The following is a 15,087-nucleotide window of genomic DNA, read 5'->3' as shown; positions in this document are numbered from 1 at the left end:
GGGTATTACAGGCCGACGGCCGCGCGCAGCTTGTCGGCGCGGTCCGTGTGCTCCCAGGGCAGGTCGACATCGGTGCGGCCGAAGTGCCCGTAGGCGGCGGTCGGCGCGTAGATCGGGCGCAGCAGGTCGAGATCGCGGATGATCGCGCCCGGACGCAGGTCGAAGACCTCGGAGATGGCGGTGGAGATGCGGGTCGGGTCGACCTTCTCGGTGCCGAAGGTCTCGACGAACAGACCGACCGGGGCCGACTTGCCGATCGCGTACGCGACCTGCACCTCGACACGGTCCGCCAGACCGGCGGCCACGACGTTCTTGGCGACCCAGCGCATGGCGTAGGCGGCCGAGCGATCGACCTTCGACGGATCCTTGCCGGAGAACGCGCCACCACCGTGGCGGGCCATACCGCCGTAGGTGTCGACGATGATCTTGCGGCCGGTCAGGCCCGCGTCACCCATCGGGCCGCCGAGGACGAACTTGCCGGTGGGGTTCACCAGCAGGCGGATGTCGGAGGTGTCGAGGCTGGGCAGGTTCAGGTCGCCGATGACGGCGTCGACGACCTTCTCGCGGATATCGGGTGCCAGGAGGTTGTCCAGGTCGATATCGGCGGCGTGCTGGGTGGAGATGACCACCGTGTCGAGGCGAACCGGGCGGTCGCCGTCGTATTCGATGGTGACCTGGGTCTTGCCGTCGGGACGCAGGTAGGGCAGCACGCCCGACTTGCGGACCTCGGTGAGCTTGCGCGAGAGCCGGTGCGCGAGCGCGATCGGCAGCGGCATCAGCTCGGGCGTGTCGGTCGTTGCGTAGCCGAACATCAGGCCCTGGTCGCCGGCGCCCTGGCGCTCGATCGCGTCGTCGGAACCGCCGACGCGCGCCTCGTGCGAGGTGTCGACACCCTGGGCGATATCGGGCGACTGGGCACCGATCGCGATGTTGACCCCGCAGGAGTTGCCGTCGAATCCCTTTGCGGAGGAGTCGTATCCGATCTCGAGGACCTTCTCGCGCACGATCCGCGGAATGTCTGCGTAAGCGGAGGTGGTGACCTCGCCCGCGACATGGACCTGCCCGGTGGTGACCATGGTTTCCACCGCGACCCGGCTGCTCGGGTCCTCCGCGAGCAAGGCGTCGAGGATGGAATCGCTGATCGCGTCACAGATCTTGTCCGGATGCCCCTCGGTCACGGACTCACTGGTGAAAAGCCGACTGCCTGTCGTACGCACAGTTATTCCCTCTCCCTCAACGGGTTACTCGTTCGGCTTGTGACGGTAACTTCTCGGTGTTACCGCGCAACCCTTCTCATCAAGACTATTCCAAACCACCGACATGGTGGCGAGTAAGTACCAAGCCACGCCGCGAACACCCGCACGGGCGGTAGACTGCACGACCCTCGTTGCCGCGCAACCGTTTTCGCGCGAAATCAACGCGAACGCCCCGGTCAGCGCAGCAGCGGAACCAGCGCGTCGAGCACCCGGCTGGCCAGCAGCGCCTTCGAACCGTGATCGAGAGCAGCCTCGGTGCCGTCGGCACCGAGCAACCAGCCGTCGTTGGTGTCGACCTCGAACGCCTTGCCCTCGCCGACCGCGTTGACCACGAGCAGATCGCAGCCCTTGCGGGCCAGTTTCGCGCGGGCGTGGGTGAGCACGTCACCGTTGTCGTCACCGGTCTCGGCGGCGAAGCCCACGATCGCGGTACCGGCGAGCCGTCCCTCGGTGCGGGCGTCGACCAAGCCGGCGAGGATGTCCTCGTTCTTGGTCAGCGGGATCACATCGGGTTCGTCGGCACCCTTCTTGATCTTCGCCGCGGCCACGTGGGTCGGACGGAAATCGGCGACCGCGGCCGCCATGATCACCGCGTCGGCGCCGAGCGCGTGCTTGTCGACCGCGGTCTTGAGCTGGTCGGCGGTGGTGATGTGGACGAGTTCGACCGCGGCGGGCGGTGCCAGCTCGATCGTGTTGCCCGCGATCAGCGTCACCTGGGCACCGCGCTGAGCCGCGACCCGGGCCAGGGCGTAGCCCTGCTTGCCGGAGCTGCGGTTGCCGAGGAAGCGCACCGGGTCGAGGGGTTCCCTCGTGCCACCGGCGGTGATCACCACGCGGCGACCGGTCAGGTCGCGCGGCAGCGCGTCGGCACGTTCGAGCAGCAGCGAGGCCAGACCGAAGATCTCCTCCGGCTCGGGCAGCCGTCCCGGACCCGTATCGGTCCCGGTAAGCCGGCCCGACGCGGGTTCCATCACGTTGGCGCCGTGCGCGCGCAGCGTCGCGACATTGGCCACCGTCGCCGGATGCTCCCACATCTCGGTGTGCATCGCGGGCGCGAACAGCACCGGACATCGAGCCGTCAGCAAGGTGGCGGTGAGCAGATCGTCGGCGCGCCCCTGTGCAGCGCGCGCCATCAGATCCGCGGTGGCGGGGGCGATGACGACGAGATCGGCCTCCTGGCCGATCCGGACATGCGGCACCTCGGGCACGTCGGCGAACACCGTGGTGTGCACCGGCTGACCGGACAGCGCCTCGAAGGTCGCCTTACCGATGAACTGGAGAGCCGACTCGGTGGGAATCACCCGCACCTGGTGTCCGGTCTCGGTGAAACGGCGAACGAGGGCACACGCCTTGTAGGCGGCGATGCCCCCGCCGACCCCGACGACGATCCGCATGGTCTTTACGCCTCCGGACTAGAGATTGTCACTCGCCCTCGGTGTGTTCGAGCAGGTCGGAGTGGATTTCGCGCATGGCGACCGACAGCGGCTTCTCCTGCAGACCCGGCTCGACGAGCGGGCCGACGTACTCGAGAATGCCGTCACCGAGCTGGTTGTAGTAATCGTTGATCTGACGGGCGCGCTTGGCCGCGTAGATCACCAGGGCGTACTTGGAGGACGTGCGCTCGAGCAGCTCGTCGATCGGGGGGTTGGTGAGGCCGATCGGAGTGTCGTACGCGGGTACTGCGGTGATGTCCGTGCTCACTAGGGGTGACTCCTGCGGGTTAGTGGGTCAAGAACTCGAATTTGTGCTAACGAACAACGATACCAACTGCTCACACGCGGTCGTTACCTCGCTGTTCACGATGACCGTGTCGAACTCGTCACAGGCCGCCAATTCGACCCGAGCCGTCGCGAGCCTGCGCTCGATCACCTCGGGCGTCTCGGTGCCGCGCGAACGCAACCGCGAGACCAGTTCTTCCCAGCTGGGCGGCGCGAGAAACACCAGCAGTGCTTCCGGCATCGCCTGCCGGACCGACCGTGCACCGGCCAGGTCGACTTCGATCAGTACTGAAAGTCCGCTCGCCAGCGCTTCTCGCACCGGGGCGGCGGGGGTGCCCGATCGCTGCAGCCCCCCATGGATGTCTGCCCATTCGAGCAGTTCGTCCGCCGCGATCATGGCGTCGAACTCGACTCGGGAAACGAAGCGGTAATCGAGACCGTCGACCTCGCCGGGACGGGGGTCCCTGGTGGTGGCCGACACACTGAAAACCAGTTCGGGCAGGCGTTCCCGCACGCACCGAACGACCGTGGACTTACCCACGGCCGAGGGGCCGACCAGTACTACCAGCCGGCCCTTCCGCGTGTTTTTGTCCACCAGACTTTAGGCGTCGAAGTCGAAGCGGGTGAGCAGCGCTGCGCGCTGCCGGGCACCGAGACCACGGAGACGACGCGTAGGCGCGATCTCCAGCTCGGTCATGATCTCCGCCGCCTTGACCTTGCCCACCTTCGGCAGAGCCTCGAGCAGCGCAGAAACCTTCATCTTGCCGAGAATCTCATCGGACTCGGCATCGGTGAGGACCTGCTTCAGGTTCGTTCCACCGCGCTTCAGGCGCTCCTTGAGCTCTGCCCGAGCGCGGCGAGCGGCAGCCGCCTTCTCCAGAGCAGCGGCGCGCTGCTCATCAGTCAGCTGGGGAAGGGCCACGGGTTCCTCCGTCTCATCGTTCATTGCCAGATCTACCGCCGGTTACCCGGACGGTCTGTGCGACCGTACCCACGGTGCGCGCCGATTGCGAACCCGACCCCCAGGTCAGGGCAGGATTACGCATGCCGTATGGCGCGCGCGGACCCGATGCGGTGACGGCTGATTCCCACGTCTCGATCGTACAGTCGAATCGCTGAAATACACCCTCACCTGCGGTTATACCGATATGGGCGATGATAGCCACCGGGTAGCGTGAGTGCCGGGTGCCGCCCTGGCAAACCCGGTGGCGCGCGACCAGCGGGTTTCCTGAAAAAGCCCGCGTGTCGCCCGATTTCGCACAGCGTGTCGTCACGATCGGGTCCGAAACTGGTCGAGAACCGCACCCGATGCGGTCGCTACGACGTCGTCGATCCAGTCCGGAATCGGGGCGGCACGGGCGATGTAATCACGGACCAGACCGTACGGAATCGCCTTCACCGCGGCGCCCGCGATGGCCAGCGAGCGGTCGTCGGCGACCCCGAATTCGGTCACCACGGCAGTCAGCAGCGCAGCGTTCATCTCGTCGTTGACACCGGCGATCGCGGCCCGCAGATCCTCGGCGCCGACCTCGAGCAGTTCGTCGCGATGAAACATCTTCATCGCCCGCGCCTCGGTCGGGTGCGCGCGACAGTAGCGCGGCAGAAACGTGGCCGCGGCCAGCAGCGGCGCGGGGCCGGCCAGTGCCGTGATGAAGCCCTCGTGGAATCGGCGGATCGACCGCAGCCACAGGCGGGCGAGCAGTTCGTCACGTGAGGCGAAACGCACATAGATCGACCCGGCGTGCACGCCGGCGGCCCTGGTGATCGCCGTGACGGTGGGCCGGGTGATGGCGGGGTCGGCGAGCAGGTCGCGCGCCGCGTCGAGCACCTGCTCATCGGTGAAAAGGCGGGGTCTTGCCACCGGATCAGCCTAGTGGCACAGTTTATGAATATGGATTCAAGAACAAGATTTCCCCTCGCCGGAACCCTCCTGACATTCATCGGCACGGTGCACACCGCGCTCGGCATCGCTGTGTTCGCCGCCGGCGATCAGGACGTCGAGCTCACCTTCTGGTTCACCGAGTTCGGCGTGGTCAGCATCGGTTTCGGCCTCGCGATGATCGCGCTGGAGCGCGCACTGGGGTACGTGCCCGGCACGGTGCTGCTCGTGCTCGGCGTCGCGACGGTGTTCGGACTCGCGTTCATGCCGCTGTCGGGGTTCATCACGGTGCTGCTGCCGCTCGGTGCCGGCGTCTTCGGCTGGTGGCGCGCCAGGAACGCGCGGGCCACGGCCTGAGCGGTCAGCCCTGCGCCGCACCCGCCCGCAGGTGTTGCAGGATGGCGAGTACCCGCCGGTTGTGCGCCTCACCGACCGGCAGATCCAGCTTGGTGAAGATCGCGTTGATGTGTTTCTCGACGGCGCTGCGGGTGACGTAGAGCTGTCCGCAGATCGCCGCGTTGCTCAGACCCTGCGCCATGAGTTCGAGTACCTCACGTTCGCGCTCGGTGAGCCGATGCAGTGGCGAGTCGGCACGATTGTGCAGCAGGAGCTGGCGCACCACCTCCGGGTCGAAGGCTGTGCCGCCCGCACCCACCCGCTCGACGGCGTCGAGGAACGAGCCGATCGCGGCGACCCGGTCCTTGAGCAGGTAGCCGATGCCGCCGGTGCCGGTGAGGAACTCCGCCGCGTGCCTGCGCTCGACGTACTGCGACAGCACCAGGACGGCGACGCCCGGCTGGTCGCGACGGATTTCCAGGGCCGCTCTGATCCCCTCGTCGACGTGGTCGGGCGGCATCCGCACGTCAGCGATGACCAGATCGGGCGGGCGCACTCGCACGGCGGCGAGCAGTTCGGTCCCGGTGCCGACGGAGTCCACGATCTCGTGTCCCTCCGCGGTGAGCAGCTGGGCCAGGCTCTCGCGCAGCAGCGCGGAGTCCTCGGCCAGGGTTATCCGCACGGAACCTCCACGGTGATGATCGTCGGGCCGCCGGGCGGGCTGGCCACCGTCATGGTGCCGTCCAGCGCGGTGACGCGGGTGGCGATGCCGGTCAGGCCGTGTCCGGTGGGGTCGGCGCCGCCCTGTCCGTCGTCGTGTACCCGCAGGCGCACGATCGATCCCACCCGCTGGACGCCGACCTCGACGGCCGAGGCGCCGGAATGCTTGATGGCGTTGGTGATCGCCTCGCTGGCGGTGAAGTAACAGGCCGACTCGACCGGGCGGCGTGCGCGTTCGTCGAGGTCGACGGTCAGGCGAGTCGGAATCGGGGTGCGGTCGGCGAGGGCTTCGAGGGCGGCGCGCAGGCCGTCGCGGGCGAGCATGGCCGGGTAGATCCGCCAGGAGACCTCGCGCAGTTCGTCGAGGATGTGCCCGGTTTCGGCGATCGCACGCCGGCGCAGGTCGGCGCGCCCGTCCTCGTCGGCCGCCCGGTCCATCCGGCCGAGCAGGATCGACAACGCGACCACCCGCTGCTGCACACCGTCGTGCAGATCGCGCTCGATCCGGCGCCGTTCGTCGTCGATCACCTCGACCATCTCGGCGCGGGTGGTGGTGAGCTGGGCGACCCGCTGGGTCAGTTCGTGCTGTCCGGGGCGCGTGCTCCGGCGCAGGCACCAGGCCTCGGCGCGCACCACCCCGAGCAGACCCTGGACGGCGAGGAAGCAGAGCACCGCGCCGGGAAGAACCAGCACGGTGACCGTCGCCCAGGTGACCTGTCCCGGTTCGGTCGCGTCGATGATCGGTACCGCGGCGCCGGTGGCAGCGCCGTAGACCACGGCCACCGCGACCACGACGCCCAGCACCGACAGCGCCAGCACCAGCGCGCCGAGCACCCCGACGAGCGCGCGGACCGCCAGATACCCCGCCGCCCGCGTCCCGCTCGGAGCACCACTCGACCGCACTTCGAGCAACCGGGTGAGGCGCCGCTGCTCGACCTGAGCGATCCAATCGGTGAGGCCCGGCGAGATCGGCGCGGCAAGCACGCCGAGCAGATCGAGAGGCACGGTGAGCACGCCGAGCAGATATCCCGCGACCGCGGCGGCGACGCGTGCGGATCGCGCCGCAGAGGTGCTCATCGGCCAATTCTCGCGTGCCGCGCCCACTCCGGCCATCCGGGCCCCGCCCCTGTCGATGTCCGACCGGCAACCACTCCGGACGCGCGGTCAGCCCACGCCGTGACACTCATCGGCCGATGCTCGGCTGTACCTGCCGCTGCCGCACGCGCCGGACGACGAAGACGGCCGTGGCCACGAGCACGGCGGCGATCACGGCCTTCTGCACGATGCCGGCGTAGGTCTCGACGACGTGCCAGTTCTCGCCGAGGAAGTAGCCCGCGAACACGAAGACCGCGTTCCACAGCAGGCTGCCCGCCGTGGTCAGCAGCATGAAGCGACCGAGCGGCATGCGTTCGACACCGGCGGGTATCGAGATCAGGCTGCGGAAGATCGGGATCATCCGGCCGCAGAAGACCGCCTTGTCGCCGTGGCGGGCGAACCAGTCCTCGGTGCGGTCCAGGTCGGACAGGCGGGCCAGGGGTAGCCGGTCGACGATGCGGCGCAGGCGGTCGCGGCCGAGGGCGGCGCCGAGGCCGTAGAGGGCGAGCGCGCCGACGACCGAGCCGAGGGTGGTCCACAGCAAGACCTCAGCGATGCTGAACCGGCCGCGACTGGCGGTGAAGCCGGCCAGCGGCAGGATCACCTCGCTGGGCAGCGGGGGGAAGAGGTTCTCGAGTGCGATCGCGAGGCCGGCGCCGAAGCCGCCGAGCTGTTCCATCAGCTGGACGGCCCAGCCCGCGATGCCGGTCAGTTCGGTCGAATTCCCTGTCGTATCCATGTTTTCGACGCTAGGGAGCTCCGGCGCGATCATCAGTAGCGTCAACCACCCGGTCGACGCGGTACGACCGCAGTCGCAGGGTGGGGTTTTCCGCACCCGTCGTCGCGGGGCCTGCACCATCGATACGGTCCGAGTAGCTACTTAGCGTCGAAAGCTATGCGACAGAAACTCTTTCGGGCCACAGTGGTCGTTGTGGGCACCGTTGTGACGGCCACGTTGGTGGCCGCTCTCGTCCTCGTGACGGCACGGTGGCGGGTCGTCGGGGATATGGTCGAGGCCACGGCGCGCTGGAACGACACCGACGTGGTGGTGCGGGTTTCCGACGGCGAGCGGCAGCGCGAATGGCACCACGAGGGCAGCGCCGGGCAGACGAGTACGCCGGGACCGCACAGCAGGTTCCGGATCGGCAGCATCACCAAGACCTTCGTCGCCACCGTGGTGCTGCAACTGGTCGACGAGGGCAGAGTCGAGCTCGACGGCCCGATCGCCGGGCAGCTGCCGGAGCCGATTCCGGGCGGTGACCGGATCACGGTGCGGCAGTTGATGAATCACACCAGCGGGCTCTACGACTACATGAAGGAATCGGGCCTGTCGACGAACCGGTGGCGCGGTGACGACCGCTTCCGCGCGCACGCGCCGCGCGATCTGCTCGCCACCGCGATGCGCCACGACCCGTATTTCGCACCGGGCGCCCGCTTCCGGTACTCGAACACCAACTACATCGCGCTCGGCCTGCTGATCGAGCACGTGACCGGGCACCGCTACGGCGACGAGATCCGCGACCGTGTCCTCACGCCGCTGCGGTTGACCGCCACCACCGTGCCCGGCGACGACCCGCGCGTCCCCTCGCCCGCCCTCACCGCGCACCGCGACATCGACGGTGTCGGGCGCGTGGATGTGACCGAGATGAACCCCTCGCTGGACTGGGCCGCGGGTGAAATGATCTCCACCACAGCCGATCTCGACGCGTTCTTCGCCGCACTGCTCGGTGGGCGCCTGCTGAGCCCCGCGTCGTGGGACCGGATGCGGGAGACGGTCCCGATGGGCATGGGTTTCCACTACGGCCTCGGCCTGCAGCGTTTCGAGCCTCCGTGTGGCGCCGACCTGTGGGGACACGGCGGTGAACTGCTCGGCTACGTCTCGTACGCGTTCCGCTCGACCGGCGGCCGGTCGCTGACGATGGTTCTCGGCTCGGCGGCGTCGTCGGACGCGCTGTCGCTGTTCACCACGGTCACCGCCACCTACTGCCTCGCCTGACGGAGTTCTCCCCTGGGCAGTGGGGCGCAACAACGACGAGGCCGGGGCAGCGTGTCGCTACCCCGGCCCGCCATGGCGTTCATCAGCGCTGCAGGAAGGCGAACTCCTCTTGCAGCTGTGCCGTCTTGTCGCACAGCGCCGTCACCGACGGGCCCGCGTTGAGCACCTCGCGCGACACCGCGGGGACGGCGGCGGCGAAGTTCGCCTCGGTGACCAGGGCGCGGATGGAGTCCGCTCCCCCGCCCTGCGCGCCGACACCGGGCATCAGGATCGGGCCGTTGAGGGCCGACAGGTCGGGCGCCTCGGTGAGCGTCGCACCCACGACCACGCCGACGGAACCGAAACCGGACCCGACATTACGAGCCGCGGCCTCGTCGACCATCGTCTGCGCGATGGTGCGCCCGTCCGCGGCGGTGATCCGCTGCAGTTGCGCCCCTTCGGGATTCGAGGTCGCCGAGAGCACGAAGACCCCGCGGTGATTGTCCTTCGCCAGGCTCAGCGCCGGGTCGAGGGAGCCGAACCCGAGGTAGGGCGAGACCGTCACGGCGTCCGAACCCAGCGGGCCGTCGCCGAGCCAGGCATGGGCGTAGGCGTCCATGGTGGAGCCGATGTCGCCGCGCTTGGCATCGGCCAGCACCAAGGTGCCCGAGGCGCGCAGCACCGAGATGGTGCGCTCGAGCACCGCGATGCCGCCGGAACCGTAGGTTTCGAAGAACGCGACCTGTGGCTTCACCAGGGCGACGCGCCCGTCGAAGGCCTCGACACAGATCTCGGCGAACGCCTCGAGCCCGTCGACGTCTTCGGTGAGCCCCCACGCCCGCAGCAGCGCGGGGTGGGGGTCGATGCCGACGCACACGGGTCCGAACTGCCGCATGGCGTGCTGCAACCGGTGACCGAAGCTCATGTCAGCCACGCAGTTTCGAGTGCAGTTCCTGCAGCGAGCGCACCCCGATGCCACCGTTGATACCGGCCTCGATGCCCTGCACCGCCGCGGCAGCGCCCTGCACGGTGGTGATGCACGGAATGTTCGCGCCCACCGCGGCGGTGCGGATCTCGTAGCCGTCCACGCGGGGGCCCGAGTTGCCGTAGGGGGTGTTGAACACGATGTCGATCTCGCCGTCGCGGATCTGCTCCACGATCGAGGCCTCCGGCATGCCGGTGGCCGGATCGGTGGATTCCGGATCGGAGTGCTTGCGTGCCTGTTCACACGGAATGCCGTTGCGGCGCAGGGTTTCCGCGGTGCCCTCGGTGGCAAGGATGCGGAAGCCCAGGTCGTGCAGGCGCTTGATCGGGAACACCATGGCGCGCTTGTCGCGGTTGGCGATCGAGACGAACACGGTGCCCTCGGTCGGCAGCGAGCCGTAGGCGGCGGCCTGGCTCTTGGCGAAGGCGGTGCCGAAGTCGGCGTCGATGCCCATGACCTCACCGGTGGACTTCATCTCCGGCGAGAGCAGCGAGTCGATGCCGGAGCCGTCGGCGCGACGGAACCGGTGGAAGGGCAGTACGGCTTCCTTCACCGCGACCGGCGCGTCCAGGGGCACGTGGCCGCCGTCGCCCTCGGGCGGCAGCATGCCTTCCTTGCGCAGGTCGGCGATGGTGGCGCCGAGCATCACGCGCGCGCACGCCTTGGCCAGCGGAACCGCGGTGGCCTTGGAGACGAACGGAACCGTGCGGCTCGCCCGGGGATTGGCTTCCAGGACGTAGAGCACGTCGTCCTTGAGGGCGTACTGCACATTGAGCAGGCCCTTGACGCCAATGCCCTTGGCCAGCGCGATGGTGGAGCGGCGCACGGCCTCGATGTCGCTGCGGCCCAACGTGATCGGGGGCAGCGCGCAGGCGGAGTCACCGGAGTGGATACCGGCTTCCTCGATGTGCTCCATCACGCCGCCGAGGTAGACCTCGTCGCCGTCGCACAGCGCGTCGACGTCGATCTCGATGGCGTCTTCGAGGAAACGGTCGACCAGCACCGGGTGATCCGGGTTGAGCTCGGTGGCGCGGGAGATGTAGCCCTCGAGAGACTGCTCGTCGTAGACGATCTCCATGCCGCGCCCGCCCAGCACATAGGACGGGCGGACCAGCACCGGGTAGCCGATCTCGCCTGCGATCTTCTTGGCCTGGGCCACCGTGGTGGCGGTGCCGTACTTGGGCGCGGGCAGTCCGGCGGCGACGAGCACGTCACCGAATTCGCCACGGTCCTCGGCCAGGTCGATCGCGGCCGCGGAGGTACCGACCACCGGCACGCCGGCGTCGGTGAGCCGCTGCGCCAGACCCAGCGGGGTCTGTCCGCCGAGCTGCACGATCACACCGGCGACGGTGCCCGACTCGGCTTCGGCGTTGTACACCTCGAGGACGTCCTCGAAGGTGAGCGGCTCGAAGTAGAGACGATCGGCGGTGTCGTAGTCGGTGGAGACGGTCTCGGGGTTGCAGTTGACCATCACGGTCTCGTAGCCCGCGGCCGACAGGGTCTGGGCCGCATGCACACACGAGTAGTCGAACTCGATGCCCTGACCGATGCGGTTCGGGCCCGAGCCCAGGATGATGACCTTCTCGCGCTCACGCTGCGGCGCGACCTCGGACTCCGCACCGGGATCCAGCTCGTAGGTGCTGTAGTGGTACGGGGTCTTGGCCTCGAACTCCGCGGCGCAGGTGTCGACGGTCTTGTAGACCGGGCGCACCGCCAGACGATGCCGCAGCGAGCGCACACCCGACTCACCGGCCAGCTCGGGCCGCAGGGCGGCGAGCTGGCGGTCGGACAGTCCGTAGTGCTTGGCGCGCCGCAGCAGATCCTCGTCGAGGACGGGCGCGTCGAGGACTTCGGTCCGCAGCTCGACCAGGCCGAGTACCTCGGCGACGAACCACGGGTCCACACCGGAGGCCAGCGCGACCTCCGCGACGCTCGCGCCGTAGCGCAGCGCGCGTTCGACCTGGTAGATGCGACCTTCGGTCGGCACGCGCAGGTCGGCGAGGATGGCCTCGATCGCCTCGCGCACCGAGGCCGGATCGCTGGGATCGACCGGGGCCCACTGGCCGTCGTCGGTGGTCCAGAAGCTGGCGGCCTTGGTCTCGAGCGAGCGCAGCACCTTGCCGAGGGCCTCGGAGAAGTTGCGGCCCATCGACATCGCCTCGCCCACCGACTTCATGGTGGTGGTCAGCGTGGCATCGGCGCCAGGGAACTTCTCGAACGCGAACCGCGGCGCCTTCACGACGACGTAGTCCAGGGTCGGCTCGAAGGAGGCCGGGGTCTCGCCGGTGATGTCGTTGACGATCTCGTCGAGGGTGTAGCCGATGGCCAGCTTGGCGGCGATCTTGGCGATCGGGAAGCCGGTGGCCTTCGACGCCAGCGCCGAGGAGCGCGAGACGCGGGGGTTCATCTCGATGACGATCAGGCGACCGTCTGCGGGATCCACCGCGAACTGGATGTTGCAGCCGCCGGTGTCGACGCCGACCTCGCGCAGGATCGCGATGCCGAGATCGCGCATCTTCTGGTACTCGCGGTCGGTGAGGGTCATCGCGGGGGCGACGGTGACCGAGTCACCGGTGTGCACGCCCATCGGGTCGACGTTCTCGATCGAGCAGACGATGACCACGTTGTCGTTGCGGTCGCGCATGAGCTCGAGTTCGAACTCCTTCCAGCCGAGGATGGACTCCTCGATCAGGACGTTCGCGGTCGGCGAGGCGGACAGGCCGCCACCGGCGATGCGATCGAGGTCTTCCTCGTTGTAGGCCATGCCCGAGCCGAGCCCACCCATGGTGAACGAGGGACGCACGACCACGGGGTAACCGAGGTCGGCGACGGTCTCGCGGACTTCGTCCATGGTGTAACAGACGGCGCTGCGGGCACTCTCGCCGCCGACCTTGGCGACGATGTCCTTGAACTTCTGCCGGTCCTCACCGCGCTGGATGGCGTCGAAGTCGGCGCCGATCAGCTCGACGTTGTACTTCTGCAGCACACCGTTCTCGTGCAGCGCGACCGCGGTGTTGAGCGCGGTCTGCCCACCGAGGGTGGCCAGGATGGCGTCGGGGCGTTCCTTCTCGATGACCTTCTCGACGAACTCCGGGGTGATCGGCTCGACGTAGGTGGCGTCGGCGAATTCCGGGTCGGTCATGATGGTCGCCGGGTTGGAGTTCACCAGCGACACGCGCAGTCCTTCGGACCGCAGCACCCGGCACGCCTGGGTACCGGAGTAGTCGAATTCGCACGCCTGGCCGATCACGATCGGGCCAGAGCCGATCACCAGGATGTGCTTCAGATCCTCGCGGCGTGGCACTAGTTAGCCTCCTTCTGATTCACAAGTCTACGGAGCCCATCTCGAAACTGACAGAAGCTGTCAGATCTGTTTGACTCAATATTCATCACTGCAGAAATATCTATTGCTGCTCGCACCTTTGCCAAGCCGCCCGAATGATGCCCCGCTCTTTCAAGAACCCTATGCAAAGCTTCAGCAGTTCCGCCCTTTATCGCATCCGGGTTACGGAAAGGGACTCGAGACGCGAGAGAGGAAGGCACTCCCGGATAGGCGGTGCACATCGCCTCCACATCGCCAAAGAACCAAGCCTCCAATTCTTCGATGGCGATGCGGTTCAAGACCTGAAAGCAGCCCCCCGATGAGGAGGAAGCGGTAACCAAGCCAACTTTCTGTGCCGATAACTCTAACTTGGACTTAAGTACGACACAGTCTTCGTCGTCCCTGTCGACAATGACGACGATGCCAACATTGTCGGACACCCAGGATTTATAGCCAGCCATCCGGCTGTCCAATTTCTTGAGCAGGTCAGGCTTACCTCGAAAAGTTCGAATACTATAGTCGACGCCAGGGATAATCTTAGGCAAAAGCGCATTTAGCGCGTTCTCCATAGAGAGTTCCTCTACGATAATCTCAAGATAGTCGATCAATTGACACCCCACTCGGGGTCCGCCGACGACAAGTAGCCCTCATTCCACAGCGACCCCAACTGGCCTCCAGCAGCCACCATCGACATCAGGCGACTGTCATCCTTTGCACGCGCGACTCTGGCGTAGCCGTCGGCCCCCCGACGAATCATCCAAAGCTCTTCCGGCTTCAACATATCAATAAACTCGGGCGAGTGCGTTGTGACCAGAATTTGACAATTGGATGAGGCCGTTCGAATTTCTTCAGCAAGAGCAGGCAACAACTTCGGGTGCAACTGATTCTCAGGCTCTTCGATTCCAATAACCGCTGGCGGATCCGGGTCAAAAATCACCGTTAGGTAGGCGAGTAGCTTCAAAGTCCCATCACTCGCAAACTTGGAAAGCACTGGCTCCGCGAATGCCTTATCCTTTAATGTCAGCAGGAGACGACCATCCGCCAGCCGCTCAGTAAGCAGGCTCTCCAATTGCGGCACCCGACGACTGAGCACCCGGAAGATAAACTTGAGTCGTTCCGGATGATTCTCTTCTAGGTATTGGACGACATTTGGCAGGTTGTCCCCAGACTGGCTTAGACGAAGCTGAGGACCTGACATCGGCAAACCGCGAGCACTGTCTGCTGAAATGTACGAAAGGTACCATCCAGAGATGAAATCCTTTAGTGCTTTGACTCTTGGATGCCGCGCAAATTGGCCAAGAGCGGAGACTGCGAGTAGATCCGGGCCGCTGAGTGCTTCAAATGTATAGTCACCGGTATCCTCGTCCCAGGTTTGCCCCACCCCTCTGGAATAGCTCAAAATCTCACGAGGACGCCCTTGCCCTGGCGCAGTTGTCCACAGCAATTTTTCCTCGACTACGACCGGACCATGCATCTCCTCATCCAGCTTCAGCAGATAGGTAACCAGTCGACGCTTTCCATCTGGGCCAGCTGCGCGATATTTGAATTCGAAACCAATCGGACCATCGGATCCTCTACTTCGAATACCGTCCATCCTGTTACGCCGGTCCCATGCAGGCCTTAGTCCAGTTGTGAATGCCTCGTTCAAAAACGCAAATACATCGAAAACGGTCGATTTACCGCTGCCATTGGGTCCACAAAGAACGGTCAGTGGCGTGAGGTTCTTGAACGTGACATCCCGAAGCGCCCGATAATTCTGGATCCTGAGCGATTCGATTCGCATCCGGTCACTGGTCACTAC

The 15,087-nt window shown here is 66.6% G+C and carries 15 protein-coding genes; 2 read left to right on the top strand and 13 right to left on the bottom strand.

Features of this window, described 5'->3' with window-relative positions; translation table 11 throughout:
• Positions 1 to 5: 5 nt before the first annotated feature.
• From metK to ACWFRF_RS07940, 6 genes are all read right to left on the bottom strand, one after another.
• A complete protein-coding gene (gene metK, locus ACWFRF_RS07965; RefSeq protein ID WP_101467096.1) occupies positions 6 to 1,217 on the bottom strand; it encodes a methionine adenosyltransferase in 1,212 nt (403 codons plus the stop codon).
• Positions 1,218 to 1,432: 215 nt separating this feature from the next.
• A complete protein-coding gene (gene coaBC / locus ACWFRF_RS07960) occupies positions 1,433 to 2,650 on the bottom strand; it encodes a bifunctional phosphopantothenoylcysteine decarboxylase/phosphopantothenate--cysteine ligase CoaBC (protein ID WP_378627030.1) in 1,218 nt (405 codons plus the stop codon).
• Between the two features lie 28 nt (positions 2,651 to 2,678).
• Positions 2,679 to 2,957 (bottom strand): DNA-directed RNA polymerase subunit omega, encoded by a 279-nt coding sequence (rpoZ, locus tag ACWFRF_RS07955; protein WP_056810542.1) that lies wholly within the window; start codon positions 2,955 to 2,957, stop codon positions 2,679 to 2,681.
• Between the two features lie 27 nt (positions 2,958 to 2,984).
• Positions 2,985 to 3,569 carry a guanylate kinase gene (gene gmk, locus ACWFRF_RS07950; protein WP_378989069.1) on the bottom strand — a complete coding sequence of 195 codons (585 nt, stop codon included), beginning with the start codon at positions 3,567 to 3,569 and terminating at the stop codon, positions 2,985 to 2,987.
• A gap of 6 nt (positions 3,570 to 3,575) precedes the next feature.
• Positions 3,576 to 3,896, bottom strand: coding sequence for an integration host factor, actinobacterial type (mihF, locus tag ACWFRF_RS07945; RefSeq protein ID WP_056815410.1), 321 nt, complete (start codon positions 3,894 to 3,896; stop codon positions 3,576 to 3,578).
• A gap of 348 nt (positions 3,897 to 4,244) precedes the next feature.
• On the bottom strand, positions 4,245 to 4,835 hold the full coding sequence (locus ACWFRF_RS07940) for a TetR/AcrR family transcriptional regulator (protein WP_452449271.1): 591 nt from the start codon (positions 4,833 to 4,835) through the stop codon (positions 4,245 to 4,247).
• Between the two features lie 30 nt (positions 4,836 to 4,865).
• Here ACWFRF_RS07940 and ACWFRF_RS07935 point away from each other — a divergent pair, with 30 nt between their 5' ends.
• On the top strand, positions 4,866 to 5,210 hold the full coding sequence (locus tag ACWFRF_RS07935) for a DUF6463 family protein (protein ID WP_452449270.1): 345 nt from the start codon (positions 4,866 to 4,868) through the stop codon (positions 5,208 to 5,210).
• Positions 5,211 to 5,214: 4 nt separating this feature from the next.
• On the opposite strand, the gene ACWFRF_RS07930 is transcribed toward ACWFRF_RS07935, so the two are convergent.
• The 3 genes from ACWFRF_RS07930 to ACWFRF_RS07920 form a co-directional block, all read right to left on the bottom strand.
• Positions 5,215 to 5,871 carry a response regulator transcription factor gene (locus tag ACWFRF_RS07930; protein ID WP_378989066.1) on the bottom strand — a complete coding sequence of 219 codons (657 nt, stop codon included), beginning with the start codon at positions 5,869 to 5,871 and terminating at the stop codon, positions 5,215 to 5,217.
• The gene (locus ACWFRF_RS07925; RefSeq protein WP_452449269.1) at positions 5,862 to 6,986 is read right to left on the bottom strand and encodes a sensor histidine kinase; all 1,125 of its coding nucleotides are present in this window, start codon (positions 6,984 to 6,986) and stop codon (positions 5,862 to 5,864) included. Before ACWFRF_RS07925 ends, ACWFRF_RS07930 begins: the two co-directional genes overlap by 10 nt.
• A 106-nt stretch (positions 6,987 to 7,092) precedes the next feature.
• Positions 7,093 to 7,743 carry a DedA family protein gene (locus ACWFRF_RS07920; RefSeq protein ID WP_452449268.1) on the bottom strand — a complete coding sequence of 217 codons (651 nt, stop codon included), beginning with the start codon at positions 7,741 to 7,743 and terminating at the stop codon, positions 7,093 to 7,095.
• Between the two features lie 192 nt (positions 7,744 to 7,935).
• Here ACWFRF_RS07920 and ACWFRF_RS07915 point away from each other — a divergent pair, with 192 nt between their 5' ends.
• Complete coding sequence (locus ACWFRF_RS07915) at positions 7,936 to 9,000, top strand: serine hydrolase domain-containing protein (protein ID WP_452449267.1); 1,065 nt, start codon at positions 7,936 to 7,938, stop codon at positions 8,998 to 9,000.
• Positions 9,001 to 9,082: 82 nt separating this feature from the next.
• Here the strand turns inward: ACWFRF_RS07915 and pyrF are convergent, their stop codons facing one another.
• From pyrF to ACWFRF_RS07895, 4 genes are read right to left on the bottom strand one after another with little or no spacing between them, the layout of a single operon-like run.
• Positions 9,083 to 9,904 carry an orotidine-5'-phosphate decarboxylase gene (gene pyrF / locus ACWFRF_RS07910; RefSeq protein WP_379317498.1) on the bottom strand — a complete coding sequence of 274 codons (822 nt, stop codon included), beginning with the start codon at positions 9,902 to 9,904 and terminating at the stop codon, positions 9,083 to 9,085.
• A gap of 1 nt (position 9,905) precedes the next feature.
• Positions 9,906 to 13,268, bottom strand: coding sequence for a carbamoyl-phosphate synthase large subunit (gene carB, locus ACWFRF_RS07905; RefSeq protein WP_452449265.1), 3,363 nt, complete (start codon positions 13,266 to 13,268; stop codon positions 9,906 to 9,908).
• Positions 13,268 to 13,906 carry a DUF4276 family protein gene (locus ACWFRF_RS07900; RefSeq protein WP_452449264.1) on the bottom strand — a complete coding sequence of 213 codons (639 nt, stop codon included), beginning with the start codon at positions 13,904 to 13,906 and terminating at the stop codon, positions 13,268 to 13,270. Before ACWFRF_RS07900 ends, carB begins: the two co-directional genes overlap by 1 nt.
• On the bottom strand, positions 13,891 to 15,084 hold the full coding sequence (locus tag ACWFRF_RS07895) for an AAA family ATPase (protein WP_452449263.1): 1,194 nt from the start codon (positions 15,082 to 15,084) through the stop codon (positions 13,891 to 13,893). Before ACWFRF_RS07895 ends, ACWFRF_RS07900 begins: the two co-directional genes overlap by 16 nt.
• Positions 15,085 to 15,087: the final 3 nt, after the last annotated feature.

It is taken from the genome of Nocardia sp. NPDC055165, assembly GCF_053606985.1.
The sequence above is the reverse complement of the archived record's forward strand: the minus strand, read 5'-3'. Positions and strand labels throughout refer to the sequence as shown.

Excerpts from the sequence above, each read along its gene's own strand:
- coaBC (WP_378627030.1), bottom strand. The coding sequence starts at position 2,650 with ATGCGGATCGTCGTCGGGGTCGGCGGGGGCATCGCCGCCTACAAGGCG.
- ACWFRF_RS07935 (WP_452449270.1), top strand. The coding sequence starts at position 4,866 with ATGGATTCAAGAACAAGATTTCCCCTCGCCGGAACCCTCCTGACATTC.
- ACWFRF_RS07925 (WP_452449269.1), bottom strand. The coding sequence starts at position 6,986 with ATGAGCACCTCTGCGGCGCGATCCGCACGCGTCGCCGCCGCGGTCGCG.
- ACWFRF_RS07920 (WP_452449268.1), bottom strand. The coding sequence starts at position 7,743 with ATGGATACGACAGGGAATTCGACCGAACTGACCGGCATCGCGGGCTGG.
- pyrF (WP_379317498.1), bottom strand. The coding sequence starts at position 9,904 with ATGAGCTTCGGTCACCGGTTGCAGCACGCCATGCGGCAGTTCGGACCC.